At 73.5% G+C, this 25,113-nt stretch carries 29 protein-coding genes; 21 read left to right on the top strand and 8 right to left on the bottom strand.

Going from position 1 to position 25,113, the window contains the following annotated elements; genetic code table 11:
* Positions 1-4: 4 nt before the first annotated feature.
* The 3 genes from BLT67_RS05395 to BLT67_RS05385 are packed head-to-tail and all read right to left on the bottom strand — an operon-like array spanning position 5 to position 2,488.
* Positions 5-397: a YchJ family protein gene (locus tag BLT67_RS05395; protein ID WP_092666061.1), complete on the bottom strand. Its 393-nt coding sequence runs from the start codon at positions 395-397 to the stop codon at positions 5-7.
* Positions 394-1,065 (bottom strand): potassium channel family protein, encoded by a 672-nt coding sequence (locus BLT67_RS05390; RefSeq protein WP_092666060.1) that lies wholly within the window; start codon positions 1,063-1,065, stop codon positions 394-396. Before BLT67_RS05390 ends, BLT67_RS05395 begins: the two co-directional genes overlap by 4 nt.
* A complete protein-coding gene (locus tag BLT67_RS05385) occupies positions 1,058-2,488 on the bottom strand; it encodes a TrkH family potassium uptake protein (protein ID WP_231945598.1) in 1,431 nt (476 codons plus the stop codon). Before BLT67_RS05385 ends, BLT67_RS05390 begins: the two co-directional genes overlap by 8 nt.
* Positions 2,489-2,619: 131 nt before the next feature.
* Here BLT67_RS05385 and BLT67_RS13830 point away from each other — a divergent pair, with 131 nt between their 5' ends.
* The 4 genes from BLT67_RS13830 to BLT67_RS05365 all read left to right on the top strand — a co-directional run bounded on the left by BLT67_RS13830 (position 2,620) and on the right by BLT67_RS05365 (position 4,559).
* A complete protein-coding gene (locus BLT67_RS13830) occupies positions 2,620-3,318 on the top strand; it encodes an ArsR/SmtB family transcription factor (RefSeq protein WP_092666059.1) in 699 nt (232 codons plus the stop codon).
* Positions 3,319-3,459: 141 nt separating this feature from the next.
* Entirely contained in the window at positions 3,460-3,558 is a 99-nt protein-coding gene (locus BLT67_RS05375; protein ID WP_021011861.1) for a 30S ribosomal protein bS22, read from the top strand.
* A gap of 113 nt (positions 3,559-3,671) precedes the next feature.
* Complete coding sequence (locus BLT67_RS05370) at positions 3,672-4,298, top strand: GNAT family N-acetyltransferase (RefSeq protein ID WP_092666058.1); 627 nt, start codon at positions 3,672-3,674, stop codon at positions 4,296-4,298.
* Positions 4,299-4,307: 9 nt separating this feature from the next.
* On the top strand, positions 4,308-4,559 hold the full coding sequence (locus tag BLT67_RS05365) for a glutaredoxin family protein (RefSeq protein ID WP_092666057.1): 252 nt from the start codon (positions 4,308-4,310) through the stop codon (positions 4,557-4,559).
* Here the strand turns inward: BLT67_RS05365 and aspS are convergent.
* Complete coding sequence (gene aspS, locus BLT67_RS05360; RefSeq protein ID WP_092666056.1) at positions 4,549-5,856, bottom strand: aspartate--tRNA(Asn) ligase; 1,308 nt, start codon at positions 5,854-5,856, stop codon at positions 4,549-4,551. The genes BLT67_RS05365 and aspS overlap by 11 nt on opposite strands.
* Positions 5,857-5,866: 10 nt before the next feature.
* Positions 5,867-6,145, bottom strand: coding sequence for a hypothetical protein (locus BLT67_RS05355; protein WP_092666055.1), 279 nt, complete (start codon positions 6,143-6,145; stop codon positions 5,867-5,869).
* Positions 6,146-6,235: 90 nt separating this feature from the next.
* On the opposite strand from BLT67_RS05355, the gene BLT67_RS05350 reads away from it, so the two are divergent.
* The 5 genes from BLT67_RS05350 to ccsB are packed head-to-tail and all read left to right on the top strand — an operon-like array spanning position 6,236 to position 10,886.
* Positions 6,236-6,889: a histidine phosphatase family protein gene (locus BLT67_RS05350; RefSeq protein WP_092666054.1), complete on the top strand. Its 654-nt coding sequence runs from the start codon at positions 6,236-6,238 to the stop codon at positions 6,887-6,889.
* On the top strand, positions 6,886-7,467 hold the full coding sequence (locus BLT67_RS05345) for a TlpA family protein disulfide reductase (protein WP_231945597.1): 582 nt from the start codon (positions 6,886-6,888) through the stop codon (positions 7,465-7,467). The genes BLT67_RS05350 and BLT67_RS05345 overlap by 4 nt, the downstream gene beginning before the upstream one ends.
* 59 nt (positions 7,468-7,526) lie before the next feature.
* Positions 7,527-8,237, top strand: coding sequence for a cytochrome c biogenesis CcdA family protein (locus BLT67_RS05340; protein WP_092667542.1), 711 nt, complete (start codon positions 7,527-7,529; stop codon positions 8,235-8,237).
* Positions 8,221-9,909: a cytochrome c biogenesis protein ResB gene (resB, locus tag BLT67_RS05335; RefSeq protein ID WP_092666053.1), complete on the top strand. Its 1,689-nt coding sequence runs from the start codon at positions 8,221-8,223 to the stop codon at positions 9,907-9,909. Before BLT67_RS05340 ends, resB begins: the two co-directional genes overlap by 17 nt.
* A 20-nt stretch (positions 9,910-9,929) precedes the next feature.
* The gene (ccsB, locus tag BLT67_RS05330; protein ID WP_092666052.1) at positions 9,930-10,886 is read left to right on the top strand and encodes a c-type cytochrome biogenesis protein CcsB; all 957 of its coding nucleotides are present in this window, start codon (positions 9,930-9,932) and stop codon (positions 10,884-10,886) included.
* A 73-nt stretch (positions 10,887-10,959) separates the two neighbouring features.
* Here the strand turns inward: ccsB and BLT67_RS05325 are convergent, their stop codons facing one another.
* Together BLT67_RS05325 and BLT67_RS05320 are read right to left on the bottom strand one after the other, a co-directional pair.
* Positions 10,960-11,808: an endonuclease domain-containing protein gene (locus BLT67_RS05325; RefSeq protein WP_092666051.1), complete on the bottom strand. Its 849-nt coding sequence runs from the start codon at positions 11,806-11,808 to the stop codon at positions 10,960-10,962.
* Positions 11,809-11,942: 134 nt separating this feature from the next.
* Positions 11,943-12,911 carry an o-succinylbenzoate synthase gene (locus BLT67_RS05320; protein WP_092666050.1) on the bottom strand — a complete coding sequence of 323 codons (969 nt, stop codon included), beginning with the start codon at positions 12,909-12,911 and terminating at the stop codon, positions 11,943-11,945.
* Between the two features lie 48 nt (positions 12,912-12,959).
* Here BLT67_RS05320 and BLT67_RS05315 point away from each other — a divergent pair, with 48 nt between their 5' ends.
* The 7 genes from BLT67_RS05315 to BLT67_RS05285 all read left to right on the top strand — a co-directional run bounded on the left by BLT67_RS05315 (position 12,960) and on the right by BLT67_RS05285 (position 19,273).
* Positions 12,960-13,292, top strand: a complete 333-nt coding sequence (locus BLT67_RS05315; RefSeq protein ID WP_092666049.1) for a hypothetical protein — start codon at positions 12,960-12,962, stop codon at positions 13,290-13,292.
* A gap of 56 nt (positions 13,293-13,348) precedes the next feature.
* A complete protein-coding gene (locus tag BLT67_RS05310; RefSeq protein WP_092666048.1) occupies positions 13,349-13,744 on the top strand; it encodes a hypothetical protein in 396 nt (131 codons plus the stop codon).
* 90 nt (positions 13,745-13,834) lie between these two features.
* A complete protein-coding gene (locus BLT67_RS05305) occupies positions 13,835-14,872 on the top strand; it encodes a hypothetical protein (RefSeq protein ID WP_157674196.1) in 1,038 nt (345 codons plus the stop codon).
* A 191-nt stretch (positions 14,873-15,063) separates the two neighbouring features.
* The gene (locus BLT67_RS05300; protein ID WP_092666046.1) at positions 15,064-16,110 is read left to right on the top strand and encodes a hypothetical protein; all 1,047 of its coding nucleotides are present in this window, start codon (positions 15,064-15,066) and stop codon (positions 16,108-16,110) included.
* Between the two features lie 81 nt (positions 16,111-16,191).
* Positions 16,192-17,091, top strand: coding sequence for a 1,4-dihydroxy-2-naphthoyl-CoA synthase (locus BLT67_RS05295; RefSeq protein ID WP_092666045.1), 900 nt, complete (start codon positions 16,192-16,194; stop codon positions 17,089-17,091).
* A gap of 78 nt (positions 17,092-17,169) precedes the next feature.
* Positions 17,170-18,171, top strand: a complete 1,002-nt coding sequence (locus tag BLT67_RS05290; RefSeq protein WP_092666044.1) for an AMP-binding protein — start codon at positions 17,170-17,172, stop codon at positions 18,169-18,171.
* 145 nt (positions 18,172-18,316) lie between these two features.
* On the top strand, positions 18,317-19,273 hold the full coding sequence (locus tag BLT67_RS05285) for a 1,4-dihydroxy-2-naphthoate polyprenyltransferase (RefSeq protein ID WP_092666043.1): 957 nt from the start codon (positions 18,317-18,319) through the stop codon (positions 19,271-19,273).
* Between the two features lie 24 nt (positions 19,274-19,297).
* Here the strand turns inward: BLT67_RS05285 and BLT67_RS05280 are convergent, their stop codons facing one another.
* Positions 19,298-19,669, bottom strand: a complete 372-nt coding sequence (locus BLT67_RS05280; RefSeq protein ID WP_092666042.1) for a DUF4229 domain-containing protein — start codon at positions 19,667-19,669, stop codon at positions 19,298-19,300.
* A gap of 48 nt (positions 19,670-19,717) precedes the next feature.
* On the opposite strand from BLT67_RS05280, the gene BLT67_RS05275 reads away from it, so the two are divergent.
* The 5 genes from BLT67_RS05275 to BLT67_RS05255 are packed head-to-tail and all read left to right on the top strand — an operon-like array spanning position 19,718 to position 24,898.
* On the top strand, positions 19,718-20,245 hold the full coding sequence (locus BLT67_RS05275; protein ID WP_092666041.1) for a PLDc N-terminal domain-containing protein: 528 nt from the start codon (positions 19,718-19,720) through the stop codon (positions 20,243-20,245).
* Positions 20,238-21,923, top strand: a complete 1,686-nt coding sequence (gene menD, locus BLT67_RS05270) for a 2-succinyl-5-enolpyruvyl-6-hydroxy-3-cyclohexene-1-carboxylic-acid synthase (RefSeq protein ID WP_092666040.1) — start codon at positions 20,238-20,240, stop codon at positions 21,921-21,923. The genes BLT67_RS05275 and menD overlap by 8 nt, the downstream gene beginning before the upstream one ends.
* Positions 21,907-22,815 (top strand): SDR family oxidoreductase, encoded by a 909-nt coding sequence (locus BLT67_RS05265; protein WP_092666039.1) that lies wholly within the window; start codon positions 21,907-21,909, stop codon positions 22,813-22,815. Before menD ends, BLT67_RS05265 begins: the two co-directional genes overlap by 17 nt.
* The gene (locus BLT67_RS05260; protein ID WP_092666038.1) at positions 22,815-24,002 is read left to right on the top strand and encodes an AI-2E family transporter; all 1,188 of its coding nucleotides are present in this window, start codon (positions 22,815-22,817) and stop codon (positions 24,000-24,002) included. The genes BLT67_RS05265 and BLT67_RS05260 overlap by 1 nt, the downstream gene beginning before the upstream one ends.
* Before the next feature lie 41 nt (positions 24,003-24,043).
* Positions 24,044-24,898 carry a PPK2 family polyphosphate kinase gene (locus BLT67_RS05255; RefSeq protein ID WP_092666037.1) on the top strand — a complete coding sequence of 285 codons (855 nt, stop codon included), beginning with the start codon at positions 24,044-24,046 and terminating at the stop codon, positions 24,896-24,898.
* Positions 24,899-25,113: the final 215 nt, after the last annotated feature.

Here is a 25,113-nt window from a genome sequence, read left to right as displayed (position 1 = left end):
GCCGTCATCGCGCGGTGCCGTCCACGTAGCGCCAGCCGCCGTCGCGCCGGAACCGGCTGAGCTCGCGCATGACGCCGCGCTCGCCGTCCGCGACCCAGTGCGCGGCGAACGCGACCATGCCCTCGTCGTCGAACGGGCCGCCCGCGGCGTGCTCGATGTCGAGGCGCAGCCAGCGGATGCCGGGGTCGAGCTCGAGGGAGCGCGGCCGCGTCGAGGGGTGCCACGAGGCGAGCAGCCACTCGACGTCGTCGAGCGCGAAGGCGGTGTAGCGCGAGCGCATGAGCGCCTCGGCGGTCGGTGCTTCGCGCTGGCCGCGCTGGATCGGCCCGCAGCATTCGCCATAGGTCAGCCCCGTGCCGCAGGGGCAGCGGGCGGTGTCGTCGAGCGCGGTGCTCACGAGCCGAGGCCCGCGAACCGCTCGATGTCGGCGTGGTGGCCGGAGACGATGATGAGGTCGTGGTTCGACACGACCGTCTCCGGGGTGGCGTAGGTGAACTCGCCGCCCGGGCTCTTCACGCCCACGACGGTGAGGTGGTACTTCGAGCGGATCTGCGACTCCGCGAGCGTCATGCCGCGGATGCGCTTGGGCGGGTACATCTTCACGATCGCGAACTGGTCGTCGAACTGGATGTAGTCGAGCATCCGGCCCGAGACGAGGTGGGCGACGCGCTCGCCGGCCTCCGCCTCCGGGTAGATGACGTGGTTGGCGCCGATCCGGCTGAGGATCTTGCCGTGCGACTGGCTGATGGCTTTCGCCCAGATCTGCGGGATGCCGAGGTCGACGAGGTTGGCGACGATGAGCACCGACGCCTCGATCGACGACCCCACCGCGCACACGGCGATCGAGAAGTCCTGGGCGCCGAGCTGCTTGAGCGCGTCGATCGACCGCGCATCCGCCTGCACCGTGTGGGTGAGGCGCTCGGACCACTTCTGCACGAGGTTGATGTCGTCGTCGATCGCGAGCACCTCGCGGTCGAGGCGCGCGAGCTGCCCGGCGGTCGCGGCGCCGAAGCGGCCGAGGCCGATCACGAGCACGGGGGCGTCGTGGGGGATCCTGTCAACCAACGATCGGCCTCTCCTCGGGGCGCGTGAACAGCTGCGTGCGCTGGCTCGCCGCGAGCGCGGCGGCGAGCGTCACACTACCGATGCGTCCGGCGAACATCGTCAGGGCCAGGATGACCTTCGCCGGGTCCTCGAGGCCGGAGTGCGTGAAGCCCGTCGAGAGGCCCACGGTGGCGAACGCGCTGATGACGTCGAAGAGCACGAACGACATCGGGGCGCCGGTGATCTCGAGCAGCACGACGGTCACGAGGGCGACGATGGTCGCGCTCCAGAGCGTGACCGAGACCGCGAGGCGCAGCACGTCGGACGGGATGCGGCGGCCGAACGCCTCCATCGAGCGGCGGCCGCGCGCCTCGGCGACCGCGGCGAGGAAGAGGATCGCGAGCGTCGTCACCTTGATGCCGCCGGCGGTCGAGGCCGAGCCGCCGCCGACGAACATGAGCATGTCGGTCACGAGCAGGCTCGAGTTGTGCAGCAGCCCGAGGTCGTCGACGGCGAAGCCGCCGGAGCGCGCCATCGACGACAGGAAGAAGGCGTGCAGCAGCTGCTGGCCGAAGTCGCGCGTGCCCCACGAGTCGCCGTTGCCCCACTCGAGCACGAGGTAGGCGAGCCCGCCCGCGAGGAAGAGCATCACCGAGACCGAGATGGTGAGCTTGACGTGCAGCGACCACTGCCGCGGACGGCTGAGGTGGCGCAGCAGCACGAAATAGACGGGGAAGCCGAGCGAGCCGATGAAGACGCCGAGCATCAGCACGATCATGAACCACGGGTCGGTCGCGTACGGCTCGAGGCCCTCGACCGTCGGGACGAAGCCGGAGTTCGTGAAGGCCATGATCGACCAGTAGACGGCCTCGTAGAGGGCGGTGAGCGGATCCTTCCCCTCGAGCAGGATGCGCGGGTACAGCAGCACCACGAGCGCGGCCTCGAAGGAGAGCACCGAGATCGCGACCGTCCGCAGCAGCCCGCCGACCTCGCCGAGCCGGATCGCCTGACCCTCCTTCACGACGCCCTTCCGCACCCGCGACGGGTTCGAGTCGCTCGCGGCCAGGAGCCGCTGACGCAGGCCCAGCCGGCGCGCGACCGTCATGCCGAGGAGCGACGCGAGCGTCAGCACGCCGATGCCGCCGACCTCGACGCCGACCATCACGACGGCGTTGCCGAGGGGGCTCCAGTGCGTGGCCATGTCGACGACGGTGAGGCCCGTGACGCACACGACGCTCACGGCCTGGAAGAACGCATCCACGATCGGCGTCGCCCGGCCGTCGGCCGACGCCCACGGCGTCATGAGCAGCAGCATGAACACGACGTTGAGGCCCGCGAAGACGAGGATCGCGAAGCGGGCCGGGTAGCTGCTCGCGAAGACGTCGAGGCCGTCGCGGGCACGCCCCACGAACGATCGATCGCTCGAGGTCTGCTGGTCGGCCACGGACGGCGCCTCCTTGTCGGGCGGTCTGCGTGAGCTCCACCGCGCAGAACGGGCCCAGCGTAGTCCTTCGAGCCGCCCGCGACGCTCCGGCACGGTTTGTCGCACCCGCGCGGCGCTGGCATGCTTTCGACATGGCCGACATCTTCAGCGTCATCGCGGACAGCACGCGACGCGACATCCTGAGCGTGCTCCTCGAGCGCCGCAGCATGACGGGCGAGGCCAGCGTCAGCCAGATCGTCGAGGCGCTCGGCGTGCCCCAGCCGACGGTCTCGAAGCACCTGCGCACCCTGCGCGACGCCGGGCTCGTGACGGTGCGCGAGGACGGCCAGCACCGCTACTACGCGATCGTGCTCTCGCCCTTCGACCAGATCGACGACTGGCTCATGCCGTTCATCTTCGCCGACGGCGAGCAGGAGGAGGCGAGCCTCGGCGCCGCCGCCTTCGCCGCGTGGGCCGGCGTCAACGTGCAGGCGCCGCTGCGCGCCGCGGCGGACCAGGCCCGGCAGGCCGCCGAGCAGGCGCGCGTCGCCGCCGAGCAGGCCCTCGCCCGCATCGGCGACCGCGTCGAGCACCCCGCGCCCGTCGGCGCCTCCCTCGGGCGCCGCGCCGCCGAGAGCGTGCACGACCTGCAGGAGCGGATGCAGGAGGCCCGGGACCGCATCCACGAGGTGCAGGACCGCCTGCACGACATGCAGTCGCGCGCCTCGCAGCGCTTCGACGAGGCCCGCGGCAAGCTGCGCGGGGGCGAGCCCGAGCGCCCCGCCATCGCGGGCGACGCGGGCGGTCCCGAGCGGCCCGCGCGCACCGAGGACGACGCCGAGCTCGACTGACCCTGGACGCCCGACATGCGGCGGGTGCTCGGGTTCCGGTAGCATGTCCCGAGCGTTTTCCCTGCGCTGATGTCGCACCGTCCCGGTGAAGCCGATCGCGCAGCGTCTACGAGCAATCTCAATCGGAAGTGAGGAACCTCGATGGGTTCTGTGGTCAAGAAGCGTCGCAAGCGCATGGCGAAGAAGAAGCACCGCAAGCTGCTTCGCAAGACGCGCCACCAGCGTCGCAACCGCAAGTAGCGTCAGCGCCGTGACCCGTCCCGGGTCGCGGCCACGATCTGCTCGGAGGCCGGGCCCCGCATCCGCGGCGGCTCGGTCTCTGCGCGTCCAGGTGCGTGTGCTGGGGTAGCGGCATGCGCTGCAACCTCGGCACGCCGGACGTCAGCGGACTCGAGACGGCGCTCGCGGCGCTCGCGACCTGGCAGGTGCCCGGCGACCCGCTGCAGCTGCATCCGGGCGATCTGGGGTGGCACCTGCGCCTCGGCACGGCGGCGACCGCGGATGCGGTGCGGACGTGGAGCGCGGACGGCCGGATCGTGGCCGTCGGCCTGCTCGACGGCGCCGACCTGCTGCGCGTGGCCACCGCCCCGGCGCTGCGACAGGACGCGGCGCTCGCCGACGCGATGACCGAGGACATCGCGCTGCCGGAGCGCGGCGTGCTGCCCGCAGGCGGAGCGTCGGTGGAGGCGCCCTCCGGGGCGCTGCTCGACGCGCGGCTCGCAGAGGCCGCCGGGATCGTCGCGTGGTCGTGCGGCGCGGGGCGCCCCGGGCTCATCGAGCCGATGGGTGTGCACGCTCGCCACCGCGGTCGCGGTCACGGGCGCACCATCACCCTCGCGGCCGCCGCGGCGCTGCGCGAGCTCGGCGCCTCGAGCACGCAGGTGGCGACCGAGGCCGCACGCGCGGCGGCGGTCGCCACCTACCGCTCGGCGGGCTTCGCGCCGCTGCCCGCGCGATGGGATCGCGTGCGCCAGGCCTAGGCTGGCGGCATGGTCGAGATCACCCTCATCGCGAAGCCCGGCTGCCACCTGTGCGACGAGGCGCGGCCGGTCGTCGAGCGCGTCGTCGGCGACTTCGAGGGCGTGACGCTCACCGAGGTGTCGATCCTCGACGACCCGGCGCTCGAGGCGCGCTGGGCCGACGACATCCCCGTCGTGCTCATCGACGGTCGGCCCCACTCGTCGTGGCGGGTCGACCCGGCGAAGCTGGCCGACCGCATCCGCTCGCGCCTTACGGCGTGAGGCGCGTCGGGCCGCGGAAGAGGTACGTCGACTCGCGGATCGAGTGCAGGCCGAGCATGAGCATCACGACGCGCGCGAGCCCCATGCCGAAGCCGCCGTGCGGGGGCACGCCGTAGCGGAAGAAGTCGAGGTACTCCTCGAGCTCGGCCGCGTCCATGCCCTTCTCGGCGATCTGGGCCTCGAGCACGTCGACGCGGTGCTCGCGCTGCGCGCCGGTGGAGATCTCGACGCCGTTGTAGATCAGGTCGTACGAGTTCGTCACCTCGGGCCGGCCCTCGGGGCGCAGGTGGTAGAAGGGCCGCACGCTCGAGGGGTACTCGGTCACGAAGACGAAGTCGTGGCCGAGCTCCTCCTTGACGTGCTGCGAGATCTGCCGCTCGGCCTCGGGGTCGAGGTCGCCGTCCTGGCGCTCGATGCGGTGGCCGCGGGCCTCGACGATGGCCTTGACCTCGGCGTGCGGGATGCGGGGGAAGGGCGTCGTGGGCACCTGCAGCTCGATGCCGAAGTGCTGCTGGATCTCGGCGCCGTGGCGCTCGACGACGGCGGCGAGCGCCTTCGTCAGCAGCGTCTCGTGCAGCTGCATGACGTCCTCGTGCGAGTCGATCCAGGAGATCTCGCTGTCGACCGAGGTGAACTCGGTCGCGTGGCGGCTCGTGAACGAGGGGTCCGCGCGGAACGCCGGGCCGATCTCGAAGATCTTGCCGAAGCCCGCCGACTGCGCCATCTGCTTGAACAGCTGGGGCGACTGGGCGAGGTAGGCGGTCGTGTCGAAGTAGGGCACCTCGAAGAGCTCGGCGCGCGACTCGGAGGCGGTGGCCATGAGCTTGGGCGTGTGCAGCTCGATGAAGCCCTCGTCGATCCAGTGCTGGCGCATCGCGTGCTCGATCGTCGTCTGCACGCGGAAGATCAGCTGCGCCTCCGGGCGACGCAGGTCGAGGAAGCGCCAGTCGAGGCGCTTGTCGATGGAGGAGTCGTCGGCGATGGGGGAGTCCTTCGCGACCGACTCGACGGTGAGCTCGCGCACCTTCACCTCGAGCCCGCCGAGCTTGACGCGCTCGTCGGCCTTGAGGTCGCCCTCGACCGAGACGAACGAGCCGTGCATGAGGCCCGAGATCGTCGCGGCGGTCGCAGCGGTCTCGTCGTTGACGGGGTTCACGAGCTGCGCCGAGCCCGACTCGTCGCGCAGGATCACGAACTGCACGCGCTTCTGGTCGCGCACCGTCTCGACCCAGCCGGAGACCCGCACGGGTCCGTCGGGGAGCGATGCGAGGTCCTTGATGAGCGTCCGCTGAGTCATGGGCCCGATCCTATCGACGCTGATTGGGCGCCCAGCGCGCGAGCGCGACCCACCCCGCTGGCAACGCGAGGGCTGAGGCGATCAGCAGCGCCCATCCCGGCCAGGCGGGCACCGCATCCGTCGTCTCCGCCAGCACGATGAGCCCGAGTCCGGCGGCCGCGAGCAGCGCGACGGCGATCGCGACCGCCATGCCGTGCCGCACCCGCGCGATCGAGCCCGCCCACACCCACAGCATCGTCGCCGCGAGCGCGACGACGAGCGCGACGGTGAGGGGCACGAGCAGGGGCACGAGACCATCATGGCGGGGCGTCGCGCCCCGGTCGCGCAAGGGCTCCGGGCCCGCCCTGCAGTCATAGGAACGCTCGGTACGATTGCAGGCATGCCCGCTCGTCGCCTCCATCTCGTGCGCCACGGCGAGGTCCACAACCCCGGCGGCGTGCTCTACGGCCGGCTGCCGGGTTACCGCCTCTCGGAGCGCGGGCACCGCATGGCCGAGCTCGCCGCCGCCCACCTCGCGAGCGGTCCCGCCGCGCGTCCCGTCGTGCGCCTGGCCGCGAGCCCGCTCGAGCGCGCGCAGGAGTCGGCGCAGCACTGGGCCGACGCGTTCGGCCTCCAGATCCGCACCGAGCACCGCATCATCGAGCCCACCAACGCGTTCGAGGGCAAGACCTTCGAGGCGAGCGGCGCGCTCCGGCACCCCTCCGCGTGGCCGCTGCTGCGCAACCCCTTCAAGCCCTCGTGGGGCGAGCCCTACCGGGCGATCGCGCAGCGCGTGCGCGCCGCGATGGAGGACGCGTGGGATGAGCTCGACGAGTCGGGCGACGACGGCGACATCGTGATGGTCAGCCACCAGTCGCCCATCTGGATGGCGCACCTCGACATCGCCGGTCAGCGGCTCTGGCACGACCCGCGCAAGCGGCGCTGCCAGCTCTCCTCCATCACGACGTTCACCCGCTCGGGCGGCGACTTCACCGAGATCGGCTACGCCGAGCCCGCCGCCTCGGTCGCGGCGATCGACCAGGGGGCCGTGTGACCGGGCGGATGCGGCGGGTCGCCGCCGGTGCCGCGGCGATGGTCGCGCTCGTGCTCACGGGCTGCGCGTCGGCCGACGGCGTCGCGGGGCAGGTCGGCGACGCCGGCTACATCGCGGGAGACGGCTTCGTCACCGAGTTCGCGCCCGCCGAGCGCGGCGCGCCCGCCGCCTTCAGCGGCCCGCTCGCGACCGGCGGCGAGTTCGACTCCGCCTCGCTCGACGGCGTCACGCTCGTCAACTTCTGGTACGCCGCGTGCCCGCCGTGCCGCGTCGAGGCGCCCGTGCTCGCCGAGCTGCACGCCGAGTTCGGCGACCGCGTCGACTTCCTCGGCGTCAACGTGCGCGACGGCGCCGCGCAGGCGCTCGCCTTCGAGGAGCAGTTCGGCATCGACTACCCGTCGATCCTCGACGACGAGACCGCCGAGGCGCAGCTCGCGTTCACCGGCATCGTCGCGCCGAACGCCGTGCCCTCGACCATCGTGCTCGACGCCGAGGGCCGCGTCGCGGCGCGCGTCTCGGGCGCCGTGACCGACACGAGCATCCTGTCGACGCTGCTGCGGGAGGAGCTCGAGCGGTGAACGCCGCAGCCCTCGCGACGCTCGCGCCGCTCGCCGCCTTCGACCCGGCCGGTGCGGTGATGAGCGGGCAGCTGCTGGTCTCCGTGCCGATCGCGATCCTCGCCGGCCTCGTCTCGTTCGCGAGCCCGTGCATCCTGCCCCTCGTGCCCGGCTACCTCGGCCTCATGGGCTCGCTCGTGGGCGAGGGCGGCGGCCGCGGCCGCCTCGTGGCCGGCGTCGCGCTCTTCGTCGCCGGCTTCACGCTCGTGTTCGTGCTCGGCAGCGCCGTCGTCGGCGTGGTCAGCTCGTTCCTGCTGCAGCACGCCGACACGCTCGTGCAGGTGCTCGGCGCCGTGCTCATCGTGCTCGGGCTCGTGTTCGTCGGGCAGTTCTCGTTCCTGCAGCGCATCTGGAAGCCGCAGCAGGTGCGCTCCGGCGGCATGTGGACCGCGCCGCTCGTCGGCGTCGTCTTCGCGCTCGGCTGGACCCCGTGCTCGGGGCCGACGCTCGCCGCGATCGGCGCGCTCACCGTCACGACCGGCAGCGCGTGGCAGGGCGCCGTGCTCGGCTTCGCCTACGCGCTCGGCCTCGGCATCCCCTTCCTCCTCATCGCGCTCGGCCTCGGCTGGGCGGGCGGCGCCGTCGCGTGGATGCGCCGCCACATCCGCGCCATCAACATCGCCGGCGGCGCCATGCTCATCGCCATGGGCGTGCTCATGGTGACCGGCGCGTGGAACGCCATCATGCAATCGCTCCAGGGTTGGATCGCCTCCGTTGTCACCGTCATCTAGCGCCGAAGCCACCGCATCCGACCCGCTGCGGCCGGGCGACCACATCGACGCACCCGCGCCTGCGCCGCCCGCGCCGGGAGGCTCGAAGCTCGGGCTCGCCGGCTGGCTGCGCTTCCTGTGGCGCCAGCTCACGTCGATGCGCACCGCGATCGTGCTCCTCCTGCTGCTCGCGGTCGGCGCGATCCCCGGCAGCCTCGTGCCGCAGCGCTCGAGCGACCCCAACGGCGTCATCCAGGTGCGCGCCGACAACCCCGACCTCGTGTGGCTCTACGACGCGCTGTCGCTCCACGACGTCTACTCGAGCCCGTGGTTCTCGGCGATCTACATCCTGCTGTTCACGTCGCTCGTCGGATGCGTCATCCCGCGCCTCGCGCACCACTGGCGCGCCATGCGCGCGCAGCCGCCGCGCACCCCGGCGCGGCTGTCGCGGCTCGTCGGGTTCCAGACCGTGCCGGGCGACGCATCCGACCTCGACCGCGCGGAGCGCGTGCTGCGGCGCCTCGGCTACCGCACCGTGCGCTACGGCGAGTCGATCTCGGCCGAGCGCGGCTACCTGCGCGAGACGGGCAACCTGCTGTTCCACATCGCGATGCTCGCGATGATCCTCGTCGTCGGGCTCGGATCCGGCTTCGGCTACAACGGCCAGCGGCTCGTCGTCGAGGGGCGCGGGTTCGCGAACGCCCTCTCCTCCTACGACACGTTCTCTTCGGGGCAGTGGTTCGACGACGCTGCGCTCGAGCCCTTCTCGGTGCAGCTCGACCGGCTCGACGTCGTCTACGAGACCGAGAACCCGAACGCGGTCGGCGCGCCGATCGACTTCACCGCGCACGTGTCGGTCAACGACCGGGGCGAGCAGAGCGACGCGCAGATCAAGGTCAACGAGCCGCTGGGCGTCGCGGGCGCCGACCTCTACCTCATCTCGAACGGCTACGCGCCGCGCATCTCGGTGCGCGACCCCTCCGGCGAGGTCGTCTACGACGAGTTCACCCCGTTCCTCGCGCAGGACGACCTGATGACGAGCCTCGGGGTGATGAAGCTGCCCGACGGGCTCGACGAGCAGCTGGGGCTGCGCGGCTTCTTCTACCCGACCGCGGTCGAGCTCGAGACGGGCGCGCTCGCCTCGGGCTACCCCGATCTCGCGAACCCCGTGCTCTCGCTCCAGGCGTTCACGGGCGACCTCGGGCTCGACGCCGGCATCCCGCGCTCGGTGTACTCGCTCGAGACCGACGACATGACGCAGATCGCCGGCGGCGAGTCGGGCACCGACGCGCTCGTGCTCGTGCCCGGGCAGACCGTCGACATCCCCGGCGGCCTCGGCACGATCACGTTCGAGGAGGTGCGCCGCTACGGCGTGATCGACGTGCACGTCGACCACACGCAGACGCCGGTGTTCTGGATCGCGCTCGTGCTGCTCGTGTCGCTGCTCGCGTCGCTGCTCGTGCCGCGCCGCCGCATGTGGGTGAAGGTCGCGGGCGGGCGGCTCGAGCTCGCCGGGCTCGCGCGCGGCGAGGACCCGACGCTCGAGCGCGCCGTCGACGATCTCGCGAAGCGGCTGCGGGAGGACGGCGGCGACGCCGATGCCGGCGCCGACGCCGACGCCTCTGCGACCGCCGACTCGACCGCGGACTCGGCAGCGGATCCCGCGGCGGATCGCGCCGCCGGGCGCGAGTGACCCGAGAGTACGATTGAGCAATGCCCGTGGCCGAACTCGACTCCATCTCGCTGCTGCTCGTCTACTCGGCGATGGCGGTCTACACGCTGTCGTTCATCGCCTACGCCGTCGACGTCGCGCGCCGATCGGCCGCGCGGCCCGCGCCCGCTGAGGCACGCGAGCTCGTCGGCGCCGGTGCGCCGGCGCTGGCTTCCAGGCCCGACGCATCAGCGCCCGCATCGCAGCCCGCATCCGTCGCCCCGGCCAAGCCCGGCCGCGGCGCGCGCATCGGCTTCACGCTCATCGTCATCGCGTGGCTGCTGCACCTCGCCGGCACCGTGCTGCGCGGCGTCGCGGCGGGCCGGGTGCCGTGGTCGAACATGTACGAGTTCGCGCTCACCGGCGTCGCCGTGATCGTCGGCGTCTTCGTGGTGTCGCGGCTGTGGAAGGACCTCAACTTCCTCGGCGTCTTCTTCAGCGGCCTCGCGACGGTCTTCCTCGGCGTCGCGACCGTCAACTACTACGTCGCGCCGACCCCGCTGCCGCCGGCGCTGCAGTCGTACTGGCTCGTCATCCACGTCTTCGTCGCCACGCTCGCGACCGGCCTGTTCGGCCTCGGCACGGGCCTGAGCATCCTGCAGCTCATCAAGGAGCGGCGCGACAACGGCTTCCTGCGCTCGCTGCCCGCGCCGGTGCAGCTCGAGGACCTCGCGTACCGCGTCGGGGTGATCGGCTTCATCTTCTGGACGTTCACGCTCATCGCCGGCGCCATCTGGGCCGAGCACGCGTGGGGCCGCTACTGGGGCTGGGACACGAAGGAGGTGTGGACCTTCGTCATCTGGGTGGTCTACGCCGGCTACATCCACGCCCGCGCGACGCGCGGCTGGCGCGGCTCGCGCTCGGCGTGGCTGCAGATCATCGGCTTCGTCGCGATCATCTTCAACTTCACGATCGTCAACCAGTTCTTCGCCGGCCTCCACGCCTACAGCGGCCTCTGAGGCTCAACGGCCATGCGGCGCGGATGTGCACGTGACGTGCACATCCGCGCGCAATGGCCGTTGAGATCGGAGGTCACCGGTCCGCGCGACTGCGCAGCAGCCGCCGCACCTGCGCGATGACCGCGGCACCCTCGTCCATCACCTGCTGGTACGACACGCGCACGACGACGTAGCCTGCCGCGCTCAACTGCGCGTCTCGGCGCCGATCCCGCTCGTAGTGCACGTTCCCGCCGTGCCACGCGCGGGAATCGCACTCGACGATCAGCCGCCTGCCGATCAGGAAGTCGACGCGGATCCCGGGCAGCACCTGCACCTGCTGCTGGAAGCGGATACGTGCTCTGCGCAGCAGCTCGGCGAACCGTGCCTCGCTGCAGCTCTCCGACGCGCCCGTCACCGCGAGCAGGGCCGTGCAGAGGCGAGCGGGCAGCGTGCGGGCGAGGCGATGCAGGGCCGCTCGTGTGATGCGCCGCTTCGCGAGAGCGTCGCCCGCCATCGTCACCAGGTCGAGCGCCTCGACGCAGCGCGCCGCGACCGCGAGCGCGGTGATCAGGTCGTCGGTGCCGAGCGGCGGACGAGGCTCGTGGCGGCCCCGCAGGAGTCGGTGCGACACGACCTCGCCGTCCTCCTGCGTGGCGTCGACTCGAGCGGAGTTCGTGCTGCGCCGGATGCGCACGTGGAGACGGTCGTCGGGCGGCACCCAGATGTCGGAGGCGGCAAGCGCCGAGACGCAGCTCAGCAGCCCGCCGAGCCGCAATGCGCGGGTGCGGTCGTCGACGACGCCGACGAGGGCGACCCAGCCGCGCAGCGGCGCCCAGATCACGCTGCCCCAGAGGCTGTCGAGGTGCTCGCGAGTGGTGCGGTCGAGCGCGCGTTCGATGCTGCAGAGTCCGCCGTTGGAGCGGAGCCAGTCGAGGAAGTCCACGGGTGCAGGGTGCCGATGCGCGCCGCCGTGCGCGGCCGCGCCGGCGCCTCCTGTGGAAAGCGCCTTCAACGGCCATCCGCGACCGATGTGCGCGGTGCGTGCACATCGGTCGCGGATAGCCGTTGAGTAGCGGGTCAGAGGTGGGGGAGGCAAGCGGCGAGGCGGGCGCGCCAGTGGGCGACGCGCTCGGGAGGCGCAGCGTGCGCCGCGAGCAGCGCGGGGTCGGGCGCAACGCGGACGGCGGGGATCGAGCCGTCGACCGGCACGAGCGGCTCGGCGACGTCCGCCGCGAGGAGCGCGCCCGTGCCGAGCCCGCAGTCGTAGGGCAGCTCGGGCAGCGCGCCGGCGAGCGCCGCGCCCATCGAGAGCCCGACCGACGAGTCGAGCGCGCTCGAGACGACCGCGGGCAGGCCGGCTTCCGCGACCACCGCGAGCGCCGCCCGCACCCCGCCGAGGGGCTGCGCCTTCACAACCACGACGTCGGCGGCGCCGGCGCGGGCGACCGCGAGCGGGTCGGTCGCCTTCCGCACCGACTCGTCGGCCGCGATCGGGATCGCGAGCCGGTGCACGCGCGAGCGCAGCTCGGCGAGCTCCGGCACCGTCGCGCACGGCTGCTCGACGTACTCGAGGTCGAAGCGCTCGAGCGCGCGCACGGCGGTCTCGGCCTCGTCGACGCCCCACCCGCCGTTCGCGTCGACCCGGATCCGCGCATCCGGCAGCAGGGCCCGCACCTCGGCGACCCGCGCGACGTCGTCGGCGAGCGTCTGCCCGCGCTCGGCGACCTTCACCTTCACCGTGCGGCAGCCGTCGTAGCGGGCGAGCACCCCCGCGACCGCGTCGGGCGCCACCGCGGGCAGCGTCGCGTTCACGGGCACCCGCGAGCGCTCGAGCGGCGGCCGCTCGAGCGATGCGTCCTCGATGGCCGCGGCGAGCCAGCGCGCCGCCTCCTCGGGCCCGTACTCGAGGAACGGGCTCCACTCGCCCCAGCCGGCGTCGCCCGACAGCAGCGCCACCTCGCGCACGTCGACGCCGCGGAAGCGGGTCGCGAGCGGCAGCGAGACGACGTGCATGCGGTCGGCGAGCCGCTCGAAGGCGAGGTCCACGCGCCCATGCTCGCACGCGCGCTCGCCGCCATGCGCCACAATCGAGGCGTGACCGAGCTGCCCTGGGTGATCGACACGCGCGGCGCCACCCGCAACCGCAACCCCGTCTGGGGCGTGCTCGGGCTCGCCGGCGCGGTGCTGTGCGGCGCGTGCTTCCTCATCGGCATGGCGGTCTCGTGGGCCGAGCTCGACGCCCTCGTGGTGTGGCTGCTGCCGGTGTGGGGCATCATCACGCTGCTCGCGCTCGCCTTCTCGATCACCGCCGCGGCCCGGCGCGGCACCGCCAACCTCACGATGGCGGCGATCGCCGGCGGCCTGCTCGTCATCTCCAACCCCGTCGTGTTCCTCATCATCGGCTTCGCGCTCGGGTTCCTGCGGTAGCGGATGCAGTGGCGCGCCTCACGGCGCAGCCCCCGCCCCGCTCGTAGCATCGGCGGGTGATCGAAGACCTCCTGCACGCCGAGCCGGAGGCCCGGCCCTCCCGAACCGCCCCCGCGCCGTCGCCGATGCACCGCCGTCGCGCGCGCCTCGGCCCGATGTCGCTGTGGCTGCTGCTCGCCGCCGCGGTGCTGCAGGTGATCGCGCTCGTGCAGCAGTTCAGCTACCTCTTCGCCCCGCGGCCGGGCGAGCTCGCGCTGCTGATCGTCATCACCGGCGTCGCCGTGCTCGTCTCGCTCGCGGGCATCGCGTGCGGCATCGCAGGCGCGACGACCCCGGGCGGCCGGCGCACGGGTGTCTTCGGCGCCGCGCTCGGCATCGGGCTGCTCGTGCTGTTCGGCGCAGCGACGTCGTTCGGCTTCGGCTTCCTCGAGGCGCTCTCCACCCCCGTCTGACTCCGGTCGGCGCGCGCGATCCGGGGGCTACCGCGGCCCCGGCGCCGGCGGGACAATGGCGATGTGTCGTCGCCGATGCCGGAATTCGCGATGCCGCGCCTGGCGGAGGATGCCGTCCGGCCGCCGGACGATCCCGCGCCGACGACCGCCGACGCCGACGCCGACGGCGACCCCGCCGACGCCCCGGGCGACCCCCTCGATCCCGCGCCGCGCATCCGCCGCCGCTTCAGCTGGCGCCAGCTGATGGTCGCGGGCCTCGTCGGCGTGCTCGTCGGGGTCGCCATCCCTGCCGCCGTCGAGGCGTCCGGCCGCTCGGGAGCCGCGGCGCAGGTCGCGGCGCTGCGCTCGGTGGCGACCGAGTACCTCGCCGCGATCAGCACGGGCCGCGCGGGCGTCGCGACCGAGCTCTCGCCGGTGGCGAGCGGCAGGGTGGCGCCGGATGCGGTGCTGCAGTCGGCCGATCCCATCACCGACCCCTCGGTCCAGCTCGTGCAGGTCGCCGGCACGCACGGCACGGCGGATGTGCGCTACCGGGTGGGCGGCTTCGAGGTGTTCCGCTCGCTCGAGGCCGAGCTCGTCGACGGCGCGTGGCGGCTGCGCACGACGCTCGCCGAGGTGGCCGACGTCACCTTCACCGAGCCGATCGGGCGGGTGCTCGTCGCAGGGGTGCCGCTCGACGGCGGCCAGCCGGTGCTGCTCTACCCGGGCGCGTACCGGGTGGATGCGTTCTCGGGCCCGTTCTTCCTCTCGGGCGGCGACGAGTTCGTCGTCGACGGCGACCCGCGCACGCCGACCCTGCCGTACGTCACCGCGGGCGTCGTGCCGGTGATCCGAGACTTCGCGACCGAGCTCGCGCTCGACACCGTCGCCGACTGCCAGATGCGCTCGCGCTGCCCGGTCGCGCACGGGCTGCGGCTCGTGCCGGTCGGCGAGCCCTACCCTGTCGACGTCGACGCGGCGTCGGGCGCGATCGATCTCGCGGTGCCGATCATGGCGCTCGACGGAGCGGACACCCGCTGGTTCGACGTGCGGCTGCGCGCGGTGCTCGGCGACGACGGCGCGCCCTCCGAGTGGCTGTGCGCCGAGCCGGGCGGCGGGGCCGACGAGCTCCACGCCTGCACGCTCTGAGCGCCACGCGGGCCCCGCGTCGGTGCACGCTCTGAGTTCCAGGCAGGTCCCGCGTCGCCGCTCGGTCCGAGCGCCAGCACGCTCGCGCGACGCGAGCCGCGCGCGACCCGCCCGCCGAGCCTCGCGCATCGATCCCGCAACGATGCAGATCCGCCGCGCACGCGGCCCGCGAGTCGCGGGATGATGTGCGCGTGCCGACGATGCCCGAGTTCGAGATGCCCGCCGAGGTGTCTGCGCCCCCGCGCCCCGAGCCGGCGCAGCCGGCGACGGAGCGCCCCGCGCACACGGCCGAGCCCGGCGCATCCGACCGCCTCGAGGCCCCGCGCCCCGTCAGAGCGGGCTGGCGGCGCCTCATCGCCGCCGGCGTCATCGGTGCGCTGCTCGGTGCGGCGCTCCCGGGCGCGCTGCAGCTCGTCGAGCGCCGTGCCGCCGCGGCCGACACCGAGAGCCTGCGCACGGTCGCGGCCGACTACCTCGCCGCGATCGCCGAGGGCCGCGCAGCCGAGGCGACCGCGATGGTGCCGCTGCCGCAGCGCGCCGAGACGGCGACGGATGCGGTGCTGCAGTCGGCCGATCGGATCGAGGATGCCGCGGTGCGGCTCGTGCACATCGACGGCGACGCCGGCCTCGTCGAGGTCGCGTTCACCCTCCTCGGCGAGGAGCACGCGCGCTCGCTGAGCGCCGAACGCGTCTTCGGCGAGTGGCGCCTCACGACGCCGCTCGCCGAGCCGCTCGACATCGGCATGTTCTCGAACGCGGTCGCCGCGATCGGCGGCTTCGAGCTGCCGCGCGGCGGCGTGCACCTCTACCCGGCCCGGTACTCCTTCGACCGGCAGACCGGCCCCGTGGTGCAGGTGCGCGGCGAGCCGTTCGTCGTCGACGGGGATCCCGCGAGCCAGACGATGGCGTACGTCGAAGCGGTGCTCGTGCCCGATGTCGCGGCAGCGGTGAACACGATGGTCGCCGAGCTCGCGGAGGTATGTCAGCGCGCGCTCGACTGCCCCGTCCCTGCGGGCGCGGATGTGCGGACGCCGAACGTGTACATCAGCAACGTCGGCGAGCGCTCGATCGATCTGATGGCCCAGGTCGCCACGAGCACCGGCCAGAGCGAGCAGTGGTTCGACGTCATGGTGCGCGCTGAGCTCGGCGACACGGGCGCCGCCCAGCAGTGGCTGTGCTCCTCGATCGGCTCGTTCTCGACCCCGACCGAGCCCTGCCCAGCCCCGCCCACTGACTGACCGGTGCCCCACGCGCAGCGCCGCGTCCGCGGCTCGGCCATGACCAGCCCGCGCGCACGCGCGGCTCGCTAGGCTGGCCGCGTGACGATCTCGCCCCTGTTCGACCCCGCCCAGTGGGGCGATGCCGAGCCCGGGTTCGACGACATCACCGTGCACCGCTCGCGCGACGGCCGCATCGCGCGCATCGCCTTCGACCGGCCCGAGGTGCGCAACGCCTTCCGGCCGCACACCGTCGACGAGCTCTACCGCGCGCTCGACGCCGCCCGGCAGGACAGCCGCGTCGGCGTCGTGCTGCTCACCGGCAACGGCCCGAGCCCCAAGGACGGCGGCTGGGCCTTCTGCTCGGGCGGCGACCAGCGCATCCGCGGCCGCGACGGCTACCGCTACGCCGACGGCGAGACGGCCGAGGCGATCGACCCGGCGCGCTCCGGCCGCCTGCACATCCTCGAGGTCCAGCGCCTCATCCGCTTCATGCCCAAGGTCGTCATCGCCGTCGTGCCCGGCTGGGCGGCCGGCGGCGGCCACTCGCTGCACGTGGTCTGCGACCTCACGATCGCGAGCCGCGAGCACGCGCGCTTCAAGCAGACGGATGCGGATGTCGGGTCGTTCGACGCCGGCTACGGCAGCGCGTACATGGCGCGCCAGACGGGGCAGAAGTTCGCGCGCGAGGTGTTCTTCCTCGCGCGCGAGTACAGCGCCGACCGCGCGCTCGAGGCGGGCGCGATCAACGCATCCGTGCCCCATGCCGAGCTCGAGGAGACCGCGCTCGACTGGGCGCGCGAGATCCTCACGAAGAGCCCGACCGCGATCCGCATGCTGAAGTTCGCCTTCAACGCGGTCGACGACGGGCTCGTCGGGCAGCAGATCTTCGCGGGCGAGGCGACGCGGCTCGCGTACGGCACCGACGAGGCGGTCGAGGGGCGCGACTCGTTCCTCGAGAAGCGCGAGCCCGACTGGTCGCCCTATCCGTGGCACTACTGAGACCGGCACTACTGAGAACGGCACGACTGAGACCAGCACCACTGAGACCGAGAGACTGACACCGCGAAGGAGGCGCCCATGACGACCGTCGTCGAGACGAGCGGTTCCAGCGGCGTGCCCAAGCGGGTGATCCTGTCGGACGAGGCGATCCAGGCGTCGACCCACGCCGCGATCGAGCGGCTCGGCGGCGCCGGCCAGTGGGTGCTCGCGCTGCCCGACCACTACATCGCTGGCCTCAACGTGATCTGGCGCAACGAGGTGAGCGGCGCGCCGCTCGTGCGCACCGAGGGGGCCTTCACGGCCGAGGCGTTCGTCGAGGCGGTGCAGAGCCTCGAGCACGAGCGGAAGTACACCTCGCTCGTGCCCACGCAGCTCGCGCGGCTCGTCGACGCGGCGATGCTCGACCGCTCGTTCATCGGCCCCGTCGCGCGCCTCGACCGCATCCTGCTCGGCGGCCAGCGCGCCCCGTTCGGCCTCATCGAGCGGGCGGCGCGGCTCGGCTGGCGCATCACGCGCACGTACGGCGCGACCGAAACGGTCGGCGGATGCGTGTGGGACGGGAAGCCGCTGCGCGACGTCAAGGTGCGCCTCACCGACCAGATCGAGATCTCGGGCCCGCAGCTCGCCGACGGCTACGACGATCCCGCGCTCACGGCGCAGCGCTTCCACACCGACGGCACCGGCACCCGCTGGTACAAGACGGGCGATGCGGGGAGCCTCATCGGCGGCACCCTGCAGGTCTCGGGCCGCATCGACGACGTCATCAACTCCGGCGGCATCAAGATCTCGCTCGCGGCGATCGAGCACGTCGTGCAGGTGTTCGCCCCGGACGCCGTGGTCGTCGCGGCACCGCATCCCGAGTGGGGCGAGGTGCCGGCGGTCGTGACGACGCTCAAGCCGTCGCTCGCCGAGATCCGCGCGGCGGTCGCGAACGCCCTCGGCAAGCCCGCCCGGCCCAACCACCTCGTGACGGTGTCGGTGATGCCGACCACCGCATCCGGCAAGCCCGACCGGAAGCGCCTCGCGCGGCTCGTCGCGAGCCGCACGCAGGAGCGCCGCCGCCGCGGCCTCTTCCACTGACGACCGAACCTCCAGCACCCAACGGCCATGCGCGACGCATGTGCACGTGCCGTGCACATCCGCGCCGCATGGCCGTTGAGCCCGGTGGTCGCGCGAGCTGCAGACGAGCGGCGGCCCCGGCCGCCCGGCGGCTACCATCGAGGCGATGGCCTCCTCACGTTCCGGCAACCCAGCCAAGCGCGCGCAGCAGGAGGGCACCGCCCCCCGGCCCGCGACCGCGCGCGACTGGATCGCCGCATCCCGCCCCCGCACCCTCGGCATGGCGATCGCCCCCGTCGCGCTCGGCACCGCCGCCGCGTTCAACGCCGAGGGCTACCACCTGGGCATCGCGCTCGCGTGCCTCGCGCTCGCGGTCTTCCTGCAGATCGGCGTGAACTTCGCCAACGACTACTCCGACGGGGTGCGGGGCACGGATGCGGTGCGCGTCGGCCCCGGCCGCCTCATCGGCGCCGGCAAGGCCGCGCCGCGCACCGTGCGGAACGTCGCGATCGCCTTCCTCGCCGCAGGCGCCGTTGCAGGCCTCGCGGTCGTGCTGCTCTCGGGCCGCTGGTGGCTGCTGCTCGTCGGCGTCGTCTGCATCGCCGCCGCGTGGGGCTACACGGGCGGCAAGCGGCCGTACGGCTACTACGCGCTCGGCGAGCTCATGGCCTTCCTGTTCTTCGGGCCGGTCGCCGTCATCGGCACCGTCTACGCGATGCTCGGCCGCGTCACCGAGGACTCGGTCGCGCTCGGCATCGCGATCGGCGCGATCTCCGCAGCGCTCATGCTGTGCAACAACCTGCGCGACATCGAGACCGACCGCGCCGCCGGCAAGCGCAGCCTCGCGACCCTCATCGGCCGCCGCGCGTCGAAGGCGCTCTACGTGCTGCTGATGCTCGTGCCGTTCGTCGTGCTGTGGATCTACTCGTTCGCGCTCGTCTACGGCGTCGCGGTCTTCGCCGTGCTGCTCATCGCGGGCCCCGCGATGGTGATCGTCGTCATGGCGCGCACCCCCCGCGACCTCATCACGGCGCTCGGCCTCACCGGCCTCACGGCGCTGCTCTACGGCGTCGGGCTCGCCGTGGCGATCTGGGGCGGACCGGCGGGCTTCGTCATCGCCTGAGCGCCGCCCGGCTCGCTCGTCGGGCTACGGGCGGGCGGATGCGTCGCGGTCGTCCTGCGCGTCCGGCTCGCCCGGCTCCCCACCGGCCTCGTCGCCCGGCTCCCGCCCGCTGTCGGCACGAGCCTCGTGCCCGGCGTCTCCCGCGTGCAGCGCCGCATCCTCGACGTCGGCGTCGTCGGGGCCGGCGCCGACGCGCTTGCGGCCCTCGCGCATCCGCTGCAGGTCGGCGGCGGCCTCCTCGCGCAGCCGCGGGAAGAACACGATCGAGGCGGCGAAGGCGAACGCGAGCGAGACCAGCAGCGCGAGCCACCACTCGACCCGCGCGATCATCAGCACGGCGAACGGCAGGAGGAAGAGGAGGGTGCGCACGATGAGGTAGCGCATCGAGGGGGCCATGGATCAAGTCTATGAGCGACCCATAGCCGCACGTCGTACCCTGGAGCCATGCGGTGGCTCATCATCGGCGGGATCCTGGCCCTCGTGGTCACGGTCTACGCGCTCGTCGACCTGACGGTCACGGACGACCGGCGCATCCGCCGCCTGAACCGGGTGCTGTGGGTGGTGCTCATCGTCGTGCTGCCCGTGATCGGACCGGTCGGCTGGCTCGCGTGGGGCAAGGGACCGCGCTCGCAGGCCCGCCCGTACGCACCCGACGACGACCCCTCGTTCTCGCGCTCGAGCGACGTGACCGACGAGGAGGCCGACCGCCGCATCGCCGAGCTCGAGGCGCAGCTCGCCGCGCTCGACGCCGAGGACTTCCAGGGCGCGCCCGAGGCCCCGCGCACCGCGTCGCCCGAGCCGGAGCGCGACGACGCCGACCAGCCGCTGAGCCAGCCGCAGCAGCCGGCGCCGAAGCCGAGCCCGAAGCCCAAGCCGACGCGGTCGAAGGACGACCCGAAGGACGCCGAGGGCGACGCCGACGGCCAGGGCCACCGCGCGCCCGGCGACGGCGGCGACGCCGCGCGTGCCTGAGCCGGCGCTGCCGGCAGCCGCCTACGCCGATCGCCTCGTCGGCGCGCTCGCCGCAGCCGGCGTCACCGACCTCGTCGTCTGCCCGGGCTCGCGCTCGCAGGCGATCGCGCTCGCCGCGGCGCGCGCCGCGCGCGATGGGCGCCTCGCGCTGCACGTGCGCATCGACGAGCGCAGCGCCGGCTTCCTCGCCCTCGGGCTCGCGCGCGAGACGGGCAGCCCCGCAGCGATCGTCGTCACGAGCGGCACCGCGCTCGCGAACCTGCACCCCGCGATGCTCGAGGCGCACCACGCCGACGTGCCGCTCATCGCCGTCACCGCCGACCGGCCCGCCGAGCTGCAGGGCATCCGCGCCAACCAGACCGCGCACCAGCCCGGCATCTTCGGCGACGCCGGCCGCGTCGTGATCGATGTGGGGGCGGATGCGCTGCGCCACCCCGAGCAGGACGCCGTCGCCGCCGTGCGCGCGGCGCTCGGCTGGCGCGGCGACGACGCGAGCGGCCACCACACCGAGCCCGGCCCCGTGCAGCTCAACATCGGCTTCCGCGAGCCGCTCTCGGGCGGCGCGCCCGCCGAGCCGCTGCCGGTCGAGCGCGTCGGCCGCCCGCCGGTGCCGACGGCGTCGCTCGGCGCGGCGCCGGCCACCGTCGTGATCGCCGGCGCCGACGCGGGCCGGGCCGCCGCCGGCCTCGCCGAGGCGATCGGTGCGCCGCTCATCGCCGAGCCGACGTCGGGCGCGCGCTTCGGCCCCGCGTTCGTGCCGCACGGCCGCGACGTGCTCGCGCGGCTCGGCGAGCGCGTGCGGCGGGCCGTCGTCGTCGGTCACCCGACGCTCTCCCGCGCGGTGACCGCGCTCATCCGCCGTCCCGACGTGCACGTCGTGGTGCTCGGCCGCGCGGGGCAGGACAACGTGCGCGGCGCCGGCGAGACGACGCTGCTCACCGGCCGCATCGAGGTCGAGCCTGCGGAAGCCGACGCCGAGGGCATCGGCGCGGCGTGGATCGACGAGTGGGTCGTCGCCGGCCGCGCCCTCGCCGCCGAGCGCGATGCCGAGGCAGCCCCCGACTCCGACCTCTCGCGCGCCGCCTACGCGCGCGCCGAGCTCGCCGAGGGCCGCACGCCCATCACGCGCCGCGAGCTCGTCAGCCAGGTGTGGGATCGCACGTGGCCGCACGACCGGCTCGTCGTCGCGGCGAGCCGCCTCATCCGCGAGCTCGACGCGTGGGCAGGTCCCAAGGCCGTGACGGCGCGGGCGAACCGCGGCCTCGCCGGCATCGACGGCACCGTCAGCACCGCATCCGGCATCGCGATCGCGCACGACCGCTCGGGCGTCGGCGGCTTCACGCGCCTGCTCATCGGCGACCTCGCGCTGCTGCACGACGCGGGCGGACTGCACGTGCCGCCGGGGGAGGAGCGCCCGCGACTGCAGATCGTCGTCGGCAACGACTTCGGCGGCAGCCTCTTCGACCTGCTCGAGGTCGCCGGCACCGCCGACGCCGACGACTTCGCCCGCGTGCAGCGCACCCCGCACGACGTCGACCTCGCGCACCTCGCGGCCGCCTACGGGTGGCCGTTCGAGCGCGTGACCGACCGCGCGGGCCTGCGCCGGGCCCTCTCGCAGTCGAGACCGGGCATCATCGAAGCCGTGCTGGAGGAGGAGACGGATGCGCAGCAGCTCTGAGCGCCCGGGGGTGCGCGTCGCGCGCGGCACCACGGTCGTCATCACGGGTGGCGGCAGCGGCATCGGGCGCCTCGTCGCCCTCGGCGCGGCGCGCAAGGGCGCGCACGTCGTCATCTGGGACCGCGACGCGGCCGCAGCGCGGGCCGTCGCCGGCGAGGCGAGCGCCGTGGGCGGTCGCGGCTCGGCGGTCGTCGTCGACCTCGGCGACGCCGACGCGATCGAGCTTGCCGCCGCCGAGACGCTCATGCTCGGCCCCGTCGACGTGCTCGTCAACAACGCCGGAGTCGTCTCGGGCCGGCCGCTGGCCGAGCTCACCCCGGCGCAGATCGAGCTGACGATGCGCGTCAACGCGATCGCACCCATCCTCGTCACGCGCGCCCTGCTGCCGGCGATGCGCGACGCGGGCCGCGGCCGCATCGTCACGGTCGCGAGCGCCGCGGGCTTCATCGGCGTCGCCGGCCAGACCGACTACGCGGCGAGCAAGTTCGCGGCCGTCGGCTTCATGGAGTCGCTGCGCGCCGAGCTGCGCAAGGAGCGCTCGCCGATCACGACGCTCACCGTCGCGCCCTTCTACATCGATACCGGGATGTTCGACGGCGTCACGACGAAGGTGCCGGCGCTGCTGCCGATCCTCTCGGCCGCGACCGTCGCGACGCAGATCCTCGCCGCGATCGACTCCCGTCGGCCGCTGCTCGCGCTGCCGCCGCTCGTGCGCCTCGTGCCCGCGATCAAGGCGCTGCCGACCGCGGTCGCCGACCGGCTCGCGGATGCGCTGGGCGTCAACGAGGGCATGGAGGGCTTCCGGGGGCGCCCGGGCGGCGCCGCGCATCCCGGCGCCGCGCATCCCGGCGCAGCGGTCGCGCCGGCGGCGTCCGACGAGGAGGTGCGCTGATGCGCTGGCCGTGGCAGCGGCGCCGCGAGCTGCCGCCGCCCGCGCCCCAGGTCGTCGAGCGCGAGCAGCGCTGGATGCTGCCGCGGACGCTCATCGTGCTGCTCTCGATCATCGCGGCGATCGCGGTGCTCATCCTGCTGAGCCAGGTGGCGACGTTCGTGGCGCCCGTGTTCCTCGGCATCAACCTCGTGATCGCCGTGATGCCGCTGCAGCAGTGGCTGCTGCGCATCGGCACGCCGCGCGCGCTCGCCGCGCTCGCGTCGCTGCTGACGGTCTACGGCTTCCTCATCGCGCTCCTGTGGTCGATCTACTGGTCGGTGCAGTCGCTCGTCACCGAGCTGCCCGGCTACTCGGCCGAGTTCAACCGCATGTACCGCGACATGCTCGGGTGGCTCGAGTCGCTCGGCATCTCGCAGGACGAGGCGCTGCGGCAGCTGCAGAGCGCCTTCAGCCCGAGCGCGATCGCGGGCGCGGTGGGGGCGCTCGCCTCCGACGCCGGCAGCGCGCTCGGCTTCCTCGCGACCCTGTTCGTCGTCATCTTCTTCCTCGCGTGGGATTCGATGGGCCTGCCCGAGCGCGTGAAGCGCATCGCGGCCACCAATCCCGGCATCGTGCGCGGCGTCGACCGCTTCGCCGCCGGGGTGCAGCGCTACTGGGTCGTCGCGACGGTGTTCGGCCTCATCGTCTCGGCGCTCGACCTCGTCGCGCTCACCGCGCTCGGGGTGCCGCTCGCGCTCGTGTGGGCGGTGTTCGCGTTCGTCACGAACTACATCCCGAACGTCGGCTTCGTGCTGGGCGTCATCCCGCCCACCCTCATGGCGCTGCTCGCCAACGGGCCGATCAACGCGCTCCTCACGGCGATCCTCTTCAGCGTCATCAACTTCGTCATGCAGTCGCTCATCCAGCCGAAGGTGGCGGGGGATGCGGTGGGCGTCACCCCCGCGACGTCGTTCCTGTCGCTGCTCGTGTGGGCCTACGCGCTCGGGCCGATCGGCGCGCTGCTCGCGCTGCCGGCGACGCTCGCGGTGAAGACCCTGCTGATCGACCCCGATCCCAAGCTCGCGTGGGTCAGCCGGCTGATCGAGAACAAGCTCCCCGCGCGCGGCGACGGCCGCATCCGCAAGGCCATCGGGCCGGGCGTCGCGGGTGGCCGGGCGCGGTCGGTGCCGGCGCCGGACGCCCGGTAGCCGCTCGACGGGCGCGGAGCCCCGCGCACTAGTCTCTGCGCATGACTGCGATCACCGACGCGCTGCGCACCACCGGCTCCGTCCGGCTCGACGACATCGACCCGCGCTCGACGCCCGGCTTCGACGGCGACAAGGAGGCGGGCACGGCCGCGCTCGAGGGCGGCGCCAAGCGCTTGGGGGAGCTGCAGGAGCGGCTCTTCGCCGCGAGCCGCGCGGGCGACGAGCGCGCGGTGCTGCTGATGGTGCAGGGCATGGACACCGCCGGCAAGGGCGGCATCATGCGGCACGTCGTCGGGCAGGTCGACCCGCAGGGCGTGCGCATCAAGGCGTTCAAGGCGCCCACCGAGGAGGAGCGCGCCCACGACTTCCTGTGGCGCATCGAGCGCGAGCTGCCCGAGCCGGGCCTCATCGGCGTCTTCGACCGGTCGCACTACGAGGACGTGCTGATCCACCGGGTGCGGTCGCTCACGCCCGCCGACGAGATCGAGCGGCGCTACGGGCAGATCGTCGAGTTCGAGCAGCGGGTCGCCGAGCGCGGCATCCGGCTCGTCAAGGTCATGCTGCACATCTCGTTCGAGGAGCAGGGCGCGCGGCTGCTCGAGCGGCTCGAGCGCCCCGACAAGCACTGGAAGTACAACCCGGGCGACGTCGACGAGCGCGCGCACTGGGCCGCGTACATGGAGGCGTACGAGATCGCCATCGAGCGCACGGCGACCGAGGCGGCGCCATGGCACGTCGTGCCGGCCGACCGCAAGTGGTTCGCGCGGCTCGCGGTGCACGAGCTGCTCGTCGAGGCGCTCGAGGCGATCGACCCGCAGTGGCCCGCCGCCGACTTCGACGTCGCCGCCGAGCGCGAGCGCCTCCTCGCCACCGGCGGCGTCCGGCCCGCTCCGTAGGCCGCGCCACCCGCAGGTCGAGGAGCGCGCGGGCGGAGCCCGCTCGCGTCACGAGCTGTTCAGCGCGCTGGCGCGCGCCCTGGATGGGCGAACAACGTGTTGGGGTACACGTTCTTCCTAGGAGACCGGGCCGGCCCCTCGGTCCGCCCCCTCGCTGGTCGAGCAGCGGCCGCAGGCCGCGTATCGAGACCCGGCCGCCCCGTCTCGAGGTGCCC

This window comes from Agrococcus carbonis (genome assembly GCF_900104705.1).
GTDB classification, from domain to species: domain Bacteria; phylum Actinomycetota; class Actinomycetes; order Actinomycetales; family Microbacteriaceae; genus Agrococcus; species Agrococcus carbonis.
The sequence above is the reverse complement of the archived record's forward strand: the minus strand, read 5'-3'. Positions and strand labels throughout refer to the sequence as shown.